This is a genomic window from Phyllobacterium sp. SB3 (assembly GCF_040009165.1).
Classification (GTDB): Bacteria; Pseudomonadota; Alphaproteobacteria; order Rhizobiales; family Rhizobiaceae; genus Phyllobacterium.
The window spans coordinates 259,758-274,023 of record NZ_JBDYKI010000004.1 but is presented as its reverse complement, the minus strand read 5'-3'; the positions used below and the strand labels follow the sequence as shown (position 1 = coordinate 274,023).

Here is a 14,266-nt window from a genome sequence, read left to right as displayed (position 1 = left end):
TTAACCTCAGACCTTTGTCACAAACACGGTGACAATCGGCTTCTTGCCCCATGCCTCATTGGCAGCGGAGCGAACTGCGCGGCGAATTGCTTCCCTCACCATGGCAAGATCGCGTCGTTTCTCGCGTGGGATACTTTGCAAGGCACCTACGGCAGCATCGTAGAGCAGATCTTCGAGAAGCTCGCCTTCATCATCCACTTCAGGAATACCGAAAGGCACAAGCTCCGGATCTTCAAGGATGTTGTACTTGGCGTCGAGGATGAAAGAAACAGCAACGTGGCCGACATAAGAGAGCTTGCGGCGATCGACGATCCCAACCTCTTCTTCGTCACCAATCAGCCTGCCGTCTTTTATCAGCCGGCCAAAAGGCGCTTCGCCGATAATTTCAGCACGGCCCGGCGCAAGACGCAGGATATCGCCATTTCGTACTTGTGGCACTTCGGGAATGCCAGCCATGGCAGCAAGCGAACCCTGCCCGACAAGATGAGCCGCCTCACCATGAACGGGAACCAGAATGCGCGGACGAACCCACTCGTACATACGCTTCAACTCGTTTCGGCGTGGATGCCCGGATACGTGAACCAGTTGATCGCCATCGGAAATGATCTGCACACCCTGCTCAATCAAAAGATTTTTGGTATCGTTGATGGCCTTTTCATTTCCCGGAATGGCACGCGACGAATAAATCACGGTATCACCTGGAGACAGCGCAACGCTGCGCATCTCGTCACGTGCAAGCTTGGCAAGCGCGGCGCGCGGCTCGCCTTGGCTGCCGGTGAGAATGATGACCATATTTTCCCGCGGAATATAACCATAATCATCTTCTGACAGGAATTCCGGTACGCCGTCGAGATAGCCAAGTTCGGTCGCAACATCGATCATGCGCTTCATGGAACGGCCGAGTACGAGCGTCTGCCTGCCCGCATCCCTTGCGGCGAGAGCGATAGAACGGATGCGCCCGACATTGGAAGAGAACGAGGTGATGGCGACGCGGCCACGCGCGGTTTCAATGATCTGCCGCAGGCTTTCGCCAACTTCCTGCTCTGATGGAGACTCACCATCGCGCAAGGCGTTTGTGGAATCGCACATCAGGGCAAGAACGCCTTCATCGCCCAAAGCGCGGAACCGCGCTTCGTTGATAAGCGGTCCGATGGATGGCTCAGGGTCCATCTTCCAGTCGCCGGTGTGAATGACAGTGCCAAGCGGCGTCTTGATCGCCAGCGATACTGGCTCGGGGATTGAGTGCGTTACAGCCAGAGCTTCAAATTCGAAGGGGCCGACATTGAAGGTTTCGCCAGCGCGGTAAATCGTAACCGGAATGTTGGGGGCTCCGGGTTCTGAATGACGCTTGGCTTCAAGCAGTCCGGCAGTGAACGGCGTAGCATAAACGGGTACGTTGAGTAGCGGCCACAGATCCAGTAGTGCGCCGTAATGATCTTCATGCGCATGCGTAATGACAATGCCCTTGAGATTGTTACGCTCGGCTTGCAGAAAACGGATGTCTGGGAGGATCAGGTCAGCACCGGGAAGATCCGGCCCAGCGAAGCTTACACCCATGTCAACCACGACCCATTCGCGTTTGCGTGCGGGGCCATAACCATAAAGGGCCAGATTCATGCCGATTTCACCGACACCACCTAAAGGCAGAAAAACAAGTTCCGCTTGATCGGAATTTGCCATTTATACTCCTAAAAACTGAAGCTCATTCAGCGTTTGCCGATGCCACTGTTCCAAAATGAACGTCACCGGCTGCAATCTTTTGCCGTACGCCGTCATTATCACGAATGACGAACTGGCAGTCTTCGTCAATTGTTTCAAATATACCACGCAGTACCGTTCCGTCTATTCGAACGGCGACTTCACTGCCAATTCCTGCGGCCTGTGAGAGCCAGCGCTTGCGAATATCACTCAAGCCGCGTCCGTTTGCCCAAATGCGATAGTTCTCTTCCCAGGCATCCGACAAAGCCAGAAACAAGGTTTCGGCATCGCAAGTCGCGCCAAGTCGAGCCAATGAAGTAGCTGGATAAGGGACATCTTCCGGATAGGCAACAACATTAACGCCAATGCCAATGACTACTGCCAAACGCCCGTCTGGCATAATGGTCGACTCAAGCAGAATACCGGCCATTTTTGCACCGCCTGCGAGAAGGTCATTTGGCCATTTGAGTTCTACTCGTAGCGGCGCTTTTCCTGCTCCAGCGTTACCAGCACCGTCCATGCCTACGGAAAAGTTGGCTGTCGGGCACACCGCATTGAGTGCATCAGCCAGAGAGAGCCCCGCAACAAAGCCCAGCGTGGCCGCGCTTTTCAGCTCAACATTGCCGGTAAGCAGCAGTGAAGCAGCGAGATTTCCCTCAGGGGAAGACCATGCCCTGCCGCGTCGCCCTCGCCCGCTTGCCTGCTTCTTGGACACTATCCAGAGTTTGCCGGGGTCACCCGCTTGCGCTCGCTCCAGGGCGACAGCATTGGTTGAGCCAATCGTTTCGAAAGCTTCCAGCCGAAAACCATTCTGCTGGGCGATTGGCGATAGGGAAAATCCCGTCAAACTCTTAGACCTAGAAGAAAGACTTGGATGCGGCTTCCGCATAGGTGCTGACCGGACCGCCGATCAGGACATATAACAGAACAAGCAATCCGGACGCGCCAAGCACAAGACGAAGCTCGCCAGCGACGGGCACGAACCCGCCGACAGGCTCATCGAACCACATAATCTTGATGATGCGAAGATAGTAGAATGCACCAACAACTGAAGCGACGATACCGATAATGGCAAGCGCATAGAGATTGGCCTGCATCGCGGCAAGGAATGTATACCATTTACCCCAGAACCCGGCGAGTGGCGGAATGCCTGCCAGCGAGAACATGAGAATTGTCAGAATGGTTGCCATGATCGGGTTTGTGCGCGACAGACCCGCAAGATCGCCGATCTGTTCGACGTTTCCGTCCTTACGGCGCATCGCCAGAATGAAAGCAAATGTGCCAAGCGTTGTGACCAGGTAGATCAGCATGTAAATGGCAACGCCCTTGACGCCAACCTGTGTACCGGCAGCAAGACCCACAAGCGCATAGCCCATGTGGCTGATCGACGAATATGCCATCAGACGCTTGATATTACGCTGACCGATAGCTGCAAAAGCACCAAGGATCATCGAAGCAATAGCAATGAAAACGACAATCTGCTGCCAGTCATGAGTGATCGGTTGGAATGTATCGACCGATACGCGGGTCAGCAAAGCCATCGCCGCCATTTTTGGCGCTGTTGCAAAGAACGCAGTTACCGGAGTCGGCGCGCCTTCGTAAACGTCAGGTGTCCACATGTGAAATGGAACCGCGGAAATCTTGAATGCAAGACCTGCGAAGATAAACACCAAGCCGAACACAACGCCAAGCTGACGTTCGGAACTGGCGAGCGACTGTGCAATACCCTCAAAGCCGGTATGGCCGGTAAAGCCGTAAACGAGTGAAATACCGTAGAGCAGCATACCCGACGACAACGCACCGAGAACGAAATATTTCAAACCGGCTTCCGTTGAGCGAACACTGTCACGATTGATAGCGGCAACGACGTAGAGTGCCAATGATTGCAGTTCGAGGCTCAGATAAAGGGACAGCGTATCATTCGCCGAAATCATCAGCAGCATGCCGACATTGGCAAGAAGGATCAGGATCGGGAATTCGAACTTGTCGAACTTTTCGCTTTTGGCAAAGCCGGCCGACATGATCAAGGTAACAATCGAGCCAACCAGTGTCAGCACCTTCATGAAGCCCGAGAACGAGTCATTGATGAATGCGCGACCGAAAGCATTGCCCTGCTGTGGAAACACGGCAACAAGTGCCAGAGCCAGCAAAAGCAGCACAACGCTGAGACCATTGACCAGCTTGTACGACTTCTCGCCGGAGAATGCTCCGACCATCAGGAGAGCCATTGCTCCCACTGCCAGAAGCAGTTCGGGAGCCATGAGCGTCAGGTTGGCAATCATATCGGTCTGCATCGGCCTTGGCCTCTTCCTGCTATTTCAACGCCAGAGTGGCGGCTGAGGACAGCGCGTTATTGTATTGATTGATAAGTGCATGGACGGAGCTTGCCGTCGCATCGAATACCGGCATCGGGTAAACGCCGTAGAAGATCGTCAGGATCAGCAGCGGATAGATCACTGCCTTCTCACGTGGCGACATATCCAGAAGCGCTTTCAGGCTTTCCTTGTCCAGCGAGCCGAACACAACGCGGCGGTAGAGCCACAGGGCATAGGCAGCGGAGAAAATCACGCCTGAAGTAGCAAACAACGCTACCCACGTGTTGACGCGGAATACACCCATCAAGGTCAGGAATTCACCGATGAAACCGGAGGTGCCGGGCAATCCGACATTCGCCATGGTGAATATCAAAAACGCCACGGCGTATTTCGGCATGTTGTTGACAAGACCACCATAGGCCGAGATTTCACGTGTATGGGTGCGGTCATAAACAATACCGACGCACAGGAACAGCGCTGCAGAAACCAGACCATGCGAGAGCATCTGGAACAATGCGCCCTGAATACCCTGCTCGTTTGCCGCAAAAATACCCATCGTCACATAGCCCATATGAGCAACAGACGAGTAAGCAATCAGCTTCTTGATGTCTTCCTGCATGAGGGCGACAAGCGATGTGTAGACGATAGCGACAACTGAAAGCGTGTAGATGATCGGTGCAAAGTCAGCGGAGGCAACCGGGAACATCGGAAGTGAGAAGCGCAGGAAGCCATAGCCGCCGAGCTTCAACAGAATGCCGGCCAGAATGGCAGAAGCGGCGGTCGGCGCTTCAACGTGTGCATCAGGCAACCAGGTGTGGACCGGCCACATCGGCATCTTCACCGCAAAGGAAGCGAAGAATGCGAACCAGAGCCATGTCTGCATCGAAACCGGGAAGGAATGTGCCAACAGTGTCGGAATATCCGTTGTTCCAGCCTGCCAATACATTGCCATGATGGCGAGCAGCATCAGAACCGAGCCAAGCAACGTATAAAGGAAAAACTTGAAGCTGGCATAGACACGGCGCTTACCGCCCCAGACACCGATGATAATGAACATCGGGACCAGAACCGCTTCGAAGAACACGTAGAACAACACGATATCCAGCGCACAGAATACGCCAATCATAAGCGTTTCCAGAACCAGAAACGCGATCATATATTCCTTCACACGCGTCTGGATCGCTTCCCAGCTGGCCAGAATGCAAAGCGGCATAAGGAACGTCGTCAGGATGACGAACAGCATGGAAATGCCGTCAACGCCCATATGATATGAAATACCGCTATCGAGCCATGCCGCCTTTTCTACAAACTGGAAGCCTGCTTCCGCGTTGTCGAAATAGTACCAGATCGGCAATGACAGCAGGAAGGTAATGATCGTCGTCCACAGTGCAACATTGCGAATGTTACGGCGTGCAGCATCGCTGTCATCACGAATGAGCAGGATCAGAAAGGCACCGACCAATGGCAAGAAGGTAACGGTGGTAAGAATTGGCCAGTCGGTCATCAGAAGTTGCTCCCGAGCATCATCCACGTGACGAGTGCGGCGACCCCGATGAGCATCGCGAACGCATAGTGATAAAGGTAACCGGTTTGCAGACGCACGACACGGTTGGTGACATCGACAACACGGGCTGAAATGCCGTCCGGTCCATGGCCATCAATCAGCCAGCCATCGCCACGCTTCCAGAGGAACTTGCCGAGAGCCATGGCCGGGCGAACGAACAGGAAGTCGTAAAGTTCGTCGAAATACCATTTGTTCAAAAGGAACTGGTAGAGGCCGGAATGCTGTTCGGCTAGGCGCTTGGGTGTCTCTGGCGAGCGGATATAGAAATACCAGGCACCGATGAAACCGGCGACCATTGCCAGGAATGGCGACATGGCGACGATAAATGGCACGTGATGGTATTCCGCCAAAATCTCATTCTCGGGACCGGTAAACAGTGCACCCTTCCAGAATTCGGCATACTCGTGACCGAAGAAGTATTCCTTGAACACGACACCGGCAAACAGGGCACCAATTGCCAGAATGAACAGCGGTACCAGCATGATGTAAGGTGATTCATGCACGTGATGCATGACATCGTGACTGGCGCGAGGCTTGCCATGGAACGTCATGAAAATCAGGCGCCATGAATAGAAACTGGTGAATACGGCCGCAATCACGAGCAGGATGAACGCGTAGCCGGAAGCCGGATTATGCGATGCAAAGGCAGACTCGATAATAGCATCCTTGGAGAAGAACCCTGCCGTTCCGATAACTGTACCCGGAATGCCGAGACCAGTCAGCGCAACCGTGCCAATGACCATCATCCAATAGGTCTTGGGAATGAGTTTGCGCAGACCACCCATGTGGCGCATGTCCTGTTCATCGGACACGGCATGGATTACCGAACCGGCGCAAAGGAACAACAAAGCTTTGAAGAATGCGTGCGTGAACAGATGGAACACGCCTGCGCCATAAGCACCAAGGCCAAGCGCCACGAACATATAACCCAGCTGTGAACAGGTCGAATAAGCGATGACGCGCTTGATATCGTTCTGAACAAGACCAACTGTTGCTGCAAAGAATGCAGTCGTCGCTCCGATAAAGGTAACAAAGATCAAAGCTGTATGCGACAGCTCGAATATCGGCGACAGACGCGCAACCATGAACACACCGGCAGTGACCATCGTTGCCGCATGGATCAGCGCGGACACTGGTGTCGGGCCTTCCATGGCATCTGGCAACCATGTGTGCAGCAGGAACTGCGCAGATTTACCCATGGCACCCATGAACAACAGCAGACAGGCAATGGTAATCGCGCCCTGCTTGTCGAGTTCATAGCCAAGGAAGTTCAGGACAACCTTGCCAGCATCCGCAGCGCCTTCAGCTGGCAGGTAGGTTGCCGCTGCGCTGAACAATGTATCGAATTGCACTGTGTCAAAAAGCACGAAAAGCGAGAAGATACCGAGCAGAAAACCAAAGTCACCAACGCGGTTGACGATAAACGCCTTCATGGCGGCGGCATTTGCAGAAGGCTTCTTGAACCAGAAACCGATAAGCAGATAGGAAGCCAGACCAACGCCTTCCCAGCCGAAGAACATCTGAACCAGATTGTCGCCGGTCACCAGCATCAGCATGGCGAAGGTAAAGAGCGAAAGGTAGGCAAAGAAGCGCGGGCGATGCGGATCGTGATGCATATAGCCGATTGAATAAGTATGCACGAGCGCAGAGACCGTATTGACCACGACGAGCATAACGACCGTCAGTGTGTCGATACGCAGAGCCCAATCGAAGCTAAGCGAACCGGATTCCACCCAATGCAGAACAGGAACCTTGAACGCTTCACCGTGACCGAGACCAACCGTCACAAAGGCTATCCACGACAGGATAGCGACCAGGATCAACAGACCAGTCGTTACATACTCACTCGCCTTGGCACCGATTGACGAGCCAAAAAGGCCCGCTATCAGAAAGCCGATCAGCGGCAGGAAGACAATCGCCAGATACAGCATGCCCCCGTCAACCTTTCATCATATTGACGTCTTCCACGGCAATCGACCCACGATTGCGGTAGAATACGACGAGAATTGCAAGACCAATTGCAGCTTCAGCGGCGGCAACAGTCAGAACAAACAATGCGAAAATCTGGCCAACCAGATCACCTAGCGCGGCGGAGAAAGCCACGAAATTCAAATTAACGGCCAAAAGGATCAGTTCGACCGACATCAGGATAATGATGACATTCTTCCTGTTGAGGAAAATGCCGAAGATACCCATTGTGAATAGCAGGGCAGAGACAGTGAGATAGTGAGCGATACCGATTTCCATCATCAAATACCTTTGCCTGTTTCGACCTGTTTGATTTCGACAGACGTTTCAGGCGTCCGCGCGACCTGTTGCGAAATGTTCTGACGCTTGACACCTTCCTTGTGGCGCAGTGTCAGGACGATCGCACCGATCATCGCAACCAGAAGCACGAGACCGGCAATCTGGAAGAAATAAACGTAATCCGTGTAGAGAATGTCGCCGAGCGCTGCCGTGTTGGTACGCGTAGCGATATCCGGTGTCGGCTGAACGACAACCGAAGCAACATTGGGCGCGAACACAGAGCCACCGAGAACGACGATCAGTTCAACCGCGAGGATGATCCCTACAAGCGCACCCACTGGTGCATATTGCAAGGCGCCGCTTTTCAGTTCGGCGAAGTCCACGTCCAGCATCATGACGACGAAGAGGAAGAGAACCGCTACCGCGCCGACGTAAACAACCAGAAGGATCATCGCCAGGAATTCAGCGCCGGTCAGTAGGAAGAGCCCCGCCGCGTTGAAGAAGGCAAGGATAAGGAACAGCACGGAATGCACTGGATTGCGGGCTGCAATCACCATGAAAGCACTGGCGATTGTTATGAAGGCGAAGAGGTAAAAAAACGCCGCCGCTATACCTGTCAGCATGGGTTCCCCCGATTTCCATTCCGGCAGAATCTTCTGCCATTTTCAACGAATCGGCTGCTCAACCGGCAACCGATCCTCTAAATTTCATGCGTCTTAGCGCATGTTCCTGTCCGGTTGAAGCGGCCGGACATGGACACAAGCGCGCAGTCAACAATCAGCGGTAAGGCGCATCCATGGCGATGTTACGCGCCAGTTCCCGCTCCCATCGATCGCCGTTGGCGATCAACCGCTCCTTGTCATAGTAAAGTTCTTCACGGGTTTCCGTGGCGAACTCGAAATTCGGTCCTTCAACAATCGCGTCAACCGGGCAGGCTTCCTGACAGAAGCCGCAATAAATGCACTTCACCATGTCGATGTCGTAGCGCACCGTGCGGCGCGTACCGTCATTGCGGCGCGGACCAGCTTCGATGGTGATTGCCTGTGCCGGGCAAATGGCTTCACACAGCTTGCAGGCGATGCAACGCTCTTCACCATTTGGATATCGGCGCAAAGCATGCTCACCACGAAAACGCGGGCTGATCGGCCCCTTTTCATAAGGATAGTTCAGCGTTGCCTTTGGCGCGAAGAACTGGCGCATCGACAGGAAGAACGCATTGACGAACTCCAGCAGGAGCAGCGATTTGGCAGCTTGTGCGAGCGAACTCATGGTGTAAGCCCCGTAATTTTGAGAAAGGCTGCGGTCGCGACAACCATGAACAGCGAGATCGGCAGGAATACTTTCCAGCCAAGACGCATCAATTGGTCATAGCGGTAGCGCGGAACAAATGCCTTCACCATGGCGAACATGAAGAAGCACATGAAGAGTTTCAGAAGGAACCAGATTACACCCGGCACCCAGTTAAGGAACCATACGTCAACCGGAGGCAGCCATCCACCAAGGAACATGATGGTCGTCAACGCGCACATCAGGGTGATGGCAACATATTCGCCAAGGAAGAACAGCAGGAACGCGGTCGACGAATATTCAATCATATGACCGGCGACGAGTTCCGATTCAGCTTCCACGAGATCGAAAGGCGGGCGGTTTGTCTCGGCCAGAGCCGAAATGAAGAAGATGATGAACATCGGGAACAGGCCGAGCCAGTACCAGTCAAGGAAGGAGCTTGGCAGGCCAGCCATCGTACCAAGGCCATCTCTCTGCGAATTCACGATATCCGTCAGGTTCAATGAACCGACGCAAAGCAGGACCGTGACAATCACAAAGCCGATGGAAACTTCATAGGAAACCATCTGCGCGGCAGAACGCAGTGCGCCGAGGAATGGATACTTCGAGTTGGATGCCCAACCGGCCATGATCACGCCGTATACTTCCAGCGAGGAGATCGCCAGGACATAAAGAATACCGACATTGACGTTGGCGACAGCCCAGCCTTCATTGACCGGGATAACCGCCCATGCGGCCATGGCCAAAACCGACGAAACCAGTGGTGCCAGAAGGAAAATACCCTTGTTTGCGCCGGATGGAATGATCGGTTCCTTGACAACGAACTTGAGAAGATCGGCGAAAGACTGCAACAAGCCGAACGGCCCGACAACGTTTGGACCGCGACGCAACTGTACAGCGGCCCAGATCTTGCGATCGGCCAGCAGCAGGTACGCGATGATCAGCAACATCACGACAAGCAGCAGCAGCGATTTTCCGAGGATAATCAGCAGCGGGACGATGTAAGTGTAGAATATTTCTTCCATGTCAGTCTCTTCCCGCCTACTCGGCTGCCTGCTTGAAGCCGCCCTTGGCAAGCGCAGAGCACTCCGCCATCACAGCAGAAGCCCGCGCTATCGGGTTGGTTAGGTAAAAATCAGCTACCGGCGAAACAAAGGCCGTCTTTTCGACCGAGCCAGATGCGTTTGCCAGCTTTGCTACATCGGCAGAAGAACCGGATTCGATTGCATCAACCGCAGCGAGATGCGGATACTCCGCATAGAGCTTCGAACGCAAGGCTGCCAGAGAGTCGAATGGGAGTTTTTTACCAAGAACATCCGACAAGGCACGCAGTACGGCCCAATCTTCCTTGGCATTGCCCGGAGCAAAACCGGCGCGATTGGTCATCTGCACGCGGCCTTCCGTATTGACGTAAGTACCCGACTTTTCAGTGTACGTCGCGCCGGGCAGGATAACGTCTGCATTGTGCGCGCCTTGATCACCATGCGTACCGATATAGATCGTGAATGCGCTGCTCTTGTCTGACCATGGAAGTTCGTCAGCGCCGAGCAGGAACAGCACGTCAAGCGCACCATTCATTTCGGCAACCTTTTTGCCGCCTTCGCCCGGTACGAAACCGATATCGAGCGAACCGACGCGGCTGGCAGCTGTGTGAACAACGCCGAAACCATTCCACTCATCGCCAAGTGCACCCGTGTCGGCAGCAATCTTGGCGGCAAGGCCCAGCACCGCAGCACTGTCGGCACGGTTGAGAGCACCCTGCCCGATGAGGATCAGCGGGTTCTTTGCCTTCTTCAGCACACTATGGAATTTCAATGAACCTGCAGCGAGATCCGCCAAGGTTTCAGCGCCGGCACCGAGATACTCGTATTTGAGGCGCATATCTGCCTGTTCGCCGATAACCGCAATCGGGATGCCTGCAGCGCGCCAGCGCTTGCGTAGACGTGCGTTGAGCAGCGAAGCCTCAAAGCGCGGGTTCGAACCGATTATCAAAACCGCATCGGCCTGTTCGATACCGTCGATTGACGGGTTGAAAATATAAGATGCACGGCCATTGGCTGTGTTCAGCACAGAACCATCCTGACGGGCATCGATATTTGCAGAACTGAGCGACTGCATCAGCAATTTCAAGGCGTACATTTCTTCAACAGTTGCCAGATCGCCGGCAATCGCACCGATTTTCTCACCGCTTGTCTTCGCGACAGCCTCTTTGATCGCGTCAAATGCTTCTGGCCAGCTGGCAGCAACAAGCCGCCCACCCTTGCGGATATAAGGCCGGTCAAGACGTTGTGTACGCAAGCCATCCCAGATGAAACGTGTCTTGTCGGAAATCCATTCCTCGTTCACCTGCTCGTTGACGCGCGGCAGAATGCGCATCACTTCGCGGCCACGCGTATCAACACGGATCGCAGAACCAACAGCGTCCATAACATCGATGGATTCGGTCTTGGTCAGTTCCCATGGACGCGCCTGAAAGGCATAAGGCTTCGAGGTCAATGCACCGACCGGGCAAAGGTCGATAACATTGCCTTGCAGTTCCGAGGTCATCGCCTGTTCGAGATAGGTGGTGATTTCAGCATCTTCGCCACGGCCGATCAGGCCAAGCTCCGAGATACCCGCAACTTCAGTGGTAAAGCGAACGCAGCGCGTGCAGTGGATGCAGCGTGTCATGATCGTCTTGACCAATGGTCCGATATATTTGTCTTCAACGGCGCGCTTGTTTTCCTTATAGCGCGATGAATCAACGCCGAAAGCCATCGCCTGATCCTGCAGATCGCACTCGCCGCCCTGATCGCAGATCGGGCAATCCAGCGGGTGATTGATCAGCAGAAATTCCATAACGCCCTCACGGGCCTTCTTGACCATAGGCGTATTGGTGAAGATTTCGGGCGTTTCGCCATTCGGGCCGGGACGCAGATCACGCACACCCATGGCACAGGAAGCGGCAGGCTTGGGTGGTCCGCCCTTTACCTCGATAAGGCACATACGGCAGTTGCCGGCGATCGACAAACGCTCATGGAAACAGAAACGCGGCACTTCCGCACCCGCCGTTTCTGCTGCCTGCAGAAGCGTGTAGTGATCCGGTACCTCGATCTCATTACCGTCGACTTTGATCTTCGCCATCGTCTGTCCAACCTCGCGGAACATTCCGCATTTTCTTCCGGCTGCCTTGAAGGCTGCCAACAATTTCATACCGCCGGTACGACCGGCATGCTCTTTATTTTACTTCGCTCACCAAACGGTTTACCTGGCCAATCCAGTCATCCCGCGAGATACGCCCGTTTAATTTCAACTGCTCATCGATTTTGGCAGCATCTGCCGCCGACCATGCTGCAATCTGTGCATAAGACCGAACGCCCATAGCATTGAGAACTTGCTCGAGCTTCGGTCCAACACCCGAAATCTTTTTCAGATCATCCGTCACCTTTGGTGAGATGCTGTCGGTCAGACCCGCCGCAGCCGATTTAACTACCGGCTGAGCGACCGGAGGCTTTGTGTCCGCCCTGGCCTTTTCACGAATAACCGTCTTTAGAGCTGCGATATCAACAGGAGCATCAGCTTTCGCTTCAGACTGAGTAGTTGCAGTCTTCAAATCGAATGAGCCAAGCATCGCATTTGTCCAGATACCGAACATGCGGGTTGCAATTTCGGTGCTTGCAACGGAAACCGCCGCTGCAACCTCAAGCTGAGGCCCCAGCAGATTGACAACTGGAATCATCTGTTTCGGCAAAAGAGCCGTCCAGTCAGATCCCAGTGGTTTGTTTCCGATGTCGGACATCAATCTTTCAACCTTATTCCGCTGCAACAAGCACGGGACGGCTTGCATCTGCGTTGCGTGAGAACTCATCGATGCGGCGTTCAATTTCCGGACGGAAATGACGGATCAAACCTTGAACCGGCCAAGCAGCAGCGTCACCCAACGCACAAATCGTGTGCCCTTCAATCTGCTTTGTCACATCGAGCAGCATGTCGATTTCGCGCTTCTGAGCGTTACCGGTCACCATGCGTTCCATGACACGCCACATCCAGCCTGTCCCCTCGCGGCAAGGAGTGCACTGGCCACAGCTCTCATGCTTGAAGAAGTAAGAAAGGCGGGCAATCGCACGTACAATATCCGTCGACTTATCCATGACGATAACGGCAGCCGTCCCGAACGATGATTTGACAGCACGGAGTCCATCAAAATCCATAGGGCAGTCGATAATGTCAGCAGCCGGAACGACGGGACAGGAAGCGCCACCGGGAATAACCGCGAGCAAATTATCCCAGCCGCCGCGAATACCACCTGCATGACGCTCGATCAATTCACGGAAGGGAATGCCCATCTCTTCTTCGACCGTGCATGGATTGTTCACGTGGCCGGAGACCATGAAAAGCTTGGTGCCAACGTTGTTCGGGCGACCGATACTGGAAAACCATGCTGCGCCGCGGCGCAAAATGGTTGGGGCGACAGCGATCGACTCGACATTGTTCACAGTTGTCGGGCAGCCATAGAGGCCCATATTGGCGGGGAATGGCGGCTTCAGGCGTGGCTGACCCTTCTTGCCTTCAAGGCTTTCAAGCAGCGCAGTTTCTTCACCGCAAATGTAAGCTCCGGCACCGTGATGGACATAGATGTCGTAATCCCAGCCGTTCTTGTTATTCTTGCCAAGGAGACCTGCATCGTAGCATTCGTCGATAGCAAGCTGCAGCGCTTCACGCTCACGGATATATTCGCCGCGTACATAAATGTAGCAGGTGTGAGCAGCCATGGCGAAACCGGCGATCAGACAGCCTTCGATCAGCGTGTGCGGATCATGGCGCATGATATCGCGATCCTTGCAGGTGCCAGGTTCGGATTCGTCGGCATTGATAACGAGGTAGTGTGGACGGCCGTCGCTTTCCTTCGGCATGAAGGACCATTTCAGACCAGTCGGGAAGCCCGCACCACCGCGTCCGCGCAGCCCGGAAGCCTTCATTTCGTTGATGATCCAGTCACGACCCTTGGCGATGATGCCCGCTGTGCCATCCCAATGGCCGCGTGACATCACGCCCTTCAACGACTTGTCGTGAAGGCCATAGATATTATTGAAGATGCGGTCCTTATCAGCAAGCATTTCGCACCGGTCCTACTCTCTTCGTCCATACGAGCGAATGCACATTCTGCATTCGCCAT

12 protein-coding genes are annotated in these 14,266 nt (G+C 54.2%); all 12 read right to left on the bottom strand.

Features of this window, described 5'->3' with window-relative positions; genetic code table 11:
• Positions 1-6: 6 nt before the first annotated feature.
• The 12 genes from ABKW30_RS16775 to nuoF all read right to left on the bottom strand — a co-directional run bounded on the left by ABKW30_RS16775 (position 7) and on the right by nuoF (position 14,207).
• Entirely contained in the window at positions 7-1,680 is a 1,674-nt protein-coding gene (locus tag ABKW30_RS16775; protein WP_348600041.1) for a ribonuclease J, read from the bottom strand.
• 22 nt (positions 1,681-1,702) lie between these two features.
• A complete protein-coding gene (locus ABKW30_RS16770; RefSeq protein WP_348600040.1) occupies positions 1,703-2,545 on the bottom strand; it encodes a biotin--[acetyl-CoA-carboxylase] ligase in 843 nt (280 codons plus the stop codon).
• A 10-nt stretch (positions 2,546-2,555) separates the two neighbouring features.
• A complete protein-coding gene (nuoN, locus tag ABKW30_RS16765; protein WP_348600039.1) occupies positions 2,556-3,992 on the bottom strand; it encodes an NADH-quinone oxidoreductase subunit NuoN in 1,437 nt (478 codons plus the stop codon).
• A 19-nt stretch (positions 3,993-4,011) separates the two neighbouring features.
• Entirely contained in the window at positions 4,012-5,517 is a 1,506-nt protein-coding gene (locus ABKW30_RS16760) for an NADH-quinone oxidoreductase subunit M (protein WP_348600038.1), read from the bottom strand.
• Positions 5,517-7,508, bottom strand: a complete 1,992-nt coding sequence (gene nuoL / locus ABKW30_RS16755; protein WP_348600037.1) for an NADH-quinone oxidoreductase subunit L — start codon at positions 7,506-7,508, stop codon at positions 5,517-5,519. Before nuoL ends, ABKW30_RS16760 begins: the two co-directional genes overlap by 1 nt.
• A 7-nt stretch (positions 7,509-7,515) precedes the next feature.
• Positions 7,516-7,824, bottom strand: coding sequence for an NADH-quinone oxidoreductase subunit NuoK (gene nuoK / locus ABKW30_RS16750; protein ID WP_115055399.1), 309 nt, complete (start codon positions 7,822-7,824; stop codon positions 7,516-7,518).
• Between the two features lie 2 nt (positions 7,825-7,826).
• Positions 7,827-8,447 (bottom strand): NADH-quinone oxidoreductase subunit J, encoded by a 621-nt coding sequence (locus tag ABKW30_RS16745; protein ID WP_348600036.1) that lies wholly within the window; start codon positions 8,445-8,447, stop codon positions 7,827-7,829.
• 154 nt (positions 8,448-8,601) lie between these two features.
• The gene (nuoI, locus tag ABKW30_RS16740; RefSeq protein ID WP_008125221.1) at positions 8,602-9,093 is read right to left on the bottom strand and encodes an NADH-quinone oxidoreductase subunit NuoI; all 492 of its coding nucleotides are present in this window, start codon (positions 9,091-9,093) and stop codon (positions 8,602-8,604) included.
• On the bottom strand, positions 9,090-10,136 hold the full coding sequence (gene nuoH, locus ABKW30_RS16735) for an NADH-quinone oxidoreductase subunit NuoH (RefSeq protein WP_348600035.1): 1,047 nt from the start codon (positions 10,134-10,136) through the stop codon (positions 9,090-9,092). Before nuoH ends, nuoI begins: the two co-directional genes overlap by 4 nt.
• Before the next feature lie 16 nt (positions 10,137-10,152).
• A complete protein-coding gene (gene nuoG, locus ABKW30_RS16730) occupies positions 10,153-12,234 on the bottom strand; it encodes an NADH-quinone oxidoreductase subunit NuoG (RefSeq protein ID WP_348600034.1) in 2,082 nt (693 codons plus the stop codon).
• Between the two features lie 94 nt (positions 12,235-12,328).
• A complete protein-coding gene (locus ABKW30_RS16725) occupies positions 12,329-12,889 on the bottom strand; it encodes a hypothetical protein (RefSeq protein ID WP_348600033.1) in 561 nt (186 codons plus the stop codon).
• A 13-nt stretch (positions 12,890-12,902) separates the two neighbouring features.
• A complete protein-coding gene (gene nuoF / locus ABKW30_RS16720; RefSeq protein ID WP_115055306.1) occupies positions 12,903-14,207 on the bottom strand; it encodes an NADH-quinone oxidoreductase subunit NuoF in 1,305 nt (434 codons plus the stop codon).
• Positions 14,208-14,266: the final 59 nt, after the last annotated feature.

What these genes read in the sequence shown, in the direction of transcription:
- ABKW30_RS16775 (WP_348600041.1), bottom strand. Translation starts at nt 1,680, where the DNA reads ATGGCAAATTCCGATCAAGCGGAACTTGTTTTTCTGCCTTTAGGTGGT.
- nuoN (WP_348600039.1), bottom strand. Translation starts at nt 3,992, where the DNA reads ATGCAGACCGATATGATTGCCAACCTGACGCTCATGGCTCCCGAACTG.
- ABKW30_RS16760 (WP_348600038.1), bottom strand. Translation starts at nt 5,517, where the DNA reads ATGACCGACTGGCCAATTCTTACCACCGTTACCTTCTTGCCATTGGTC.
- nuoL (WP_348600037.1), bottom strand. Translation starts at nt 7,508, where the DNA reads ATGCTGTATCTGGCGATTGTCTTCCTGCCGCTGATCGGCTTTCTGATA.
- nuoK (WP_115055399.1), bottom strand. Translation starts at nt 7,824, where the DNA reads ATGGAAATCGGTATCGCTCACTATCTCACTGTCTCTGCCCTGCTATTC.
- ABKW30_RS16745 (WP_348600036.1), bottom strand. Translation starts at nt 8,447, where the DNA reads ATGCTGACAGGTATAGCGGCGGCGTTTTTTTACCTCTTCGCCTTCATA.
- nuoI (WP_008125221.1), bottom strand. Translation starts at nt 9,093, where the DNA reads ATGAGTTCGCTCGCACAAGCTGCCAAATCGCTGCTCCTGCTGGAGTTC.
- nuoH (WP_348600035.1), bottom strand. Translation starts at nt 10,136, where the DNA reads ATGGAAGAAATATTCTACACTTACATCGTCCCGCTGCTGATTATCCTC.
- nuoG (WP_348600034.1), bottom strand. Translation starts at nt 12,234, where the DNA reads ATGGCGAAGATCAAAGTCGACGGTAATGAGATCGAGGTACCGGATCAC.
- ABKW30_RS16725 (WP_348600033.1), bottom strand. Translation starts at nt 12,889, where the DNA reads ATGTCCGACATCGGAAACAAACCACTGGGATCTGACTGGACGGCTCTT.
- nuoF (WP_115055306.1), bottom strand. Translation starts at nt 14,207, where the DNA reads ATGCTTGCTGATAAGGACCGCATCTTCAATAATATCTATGGCCTTCAC.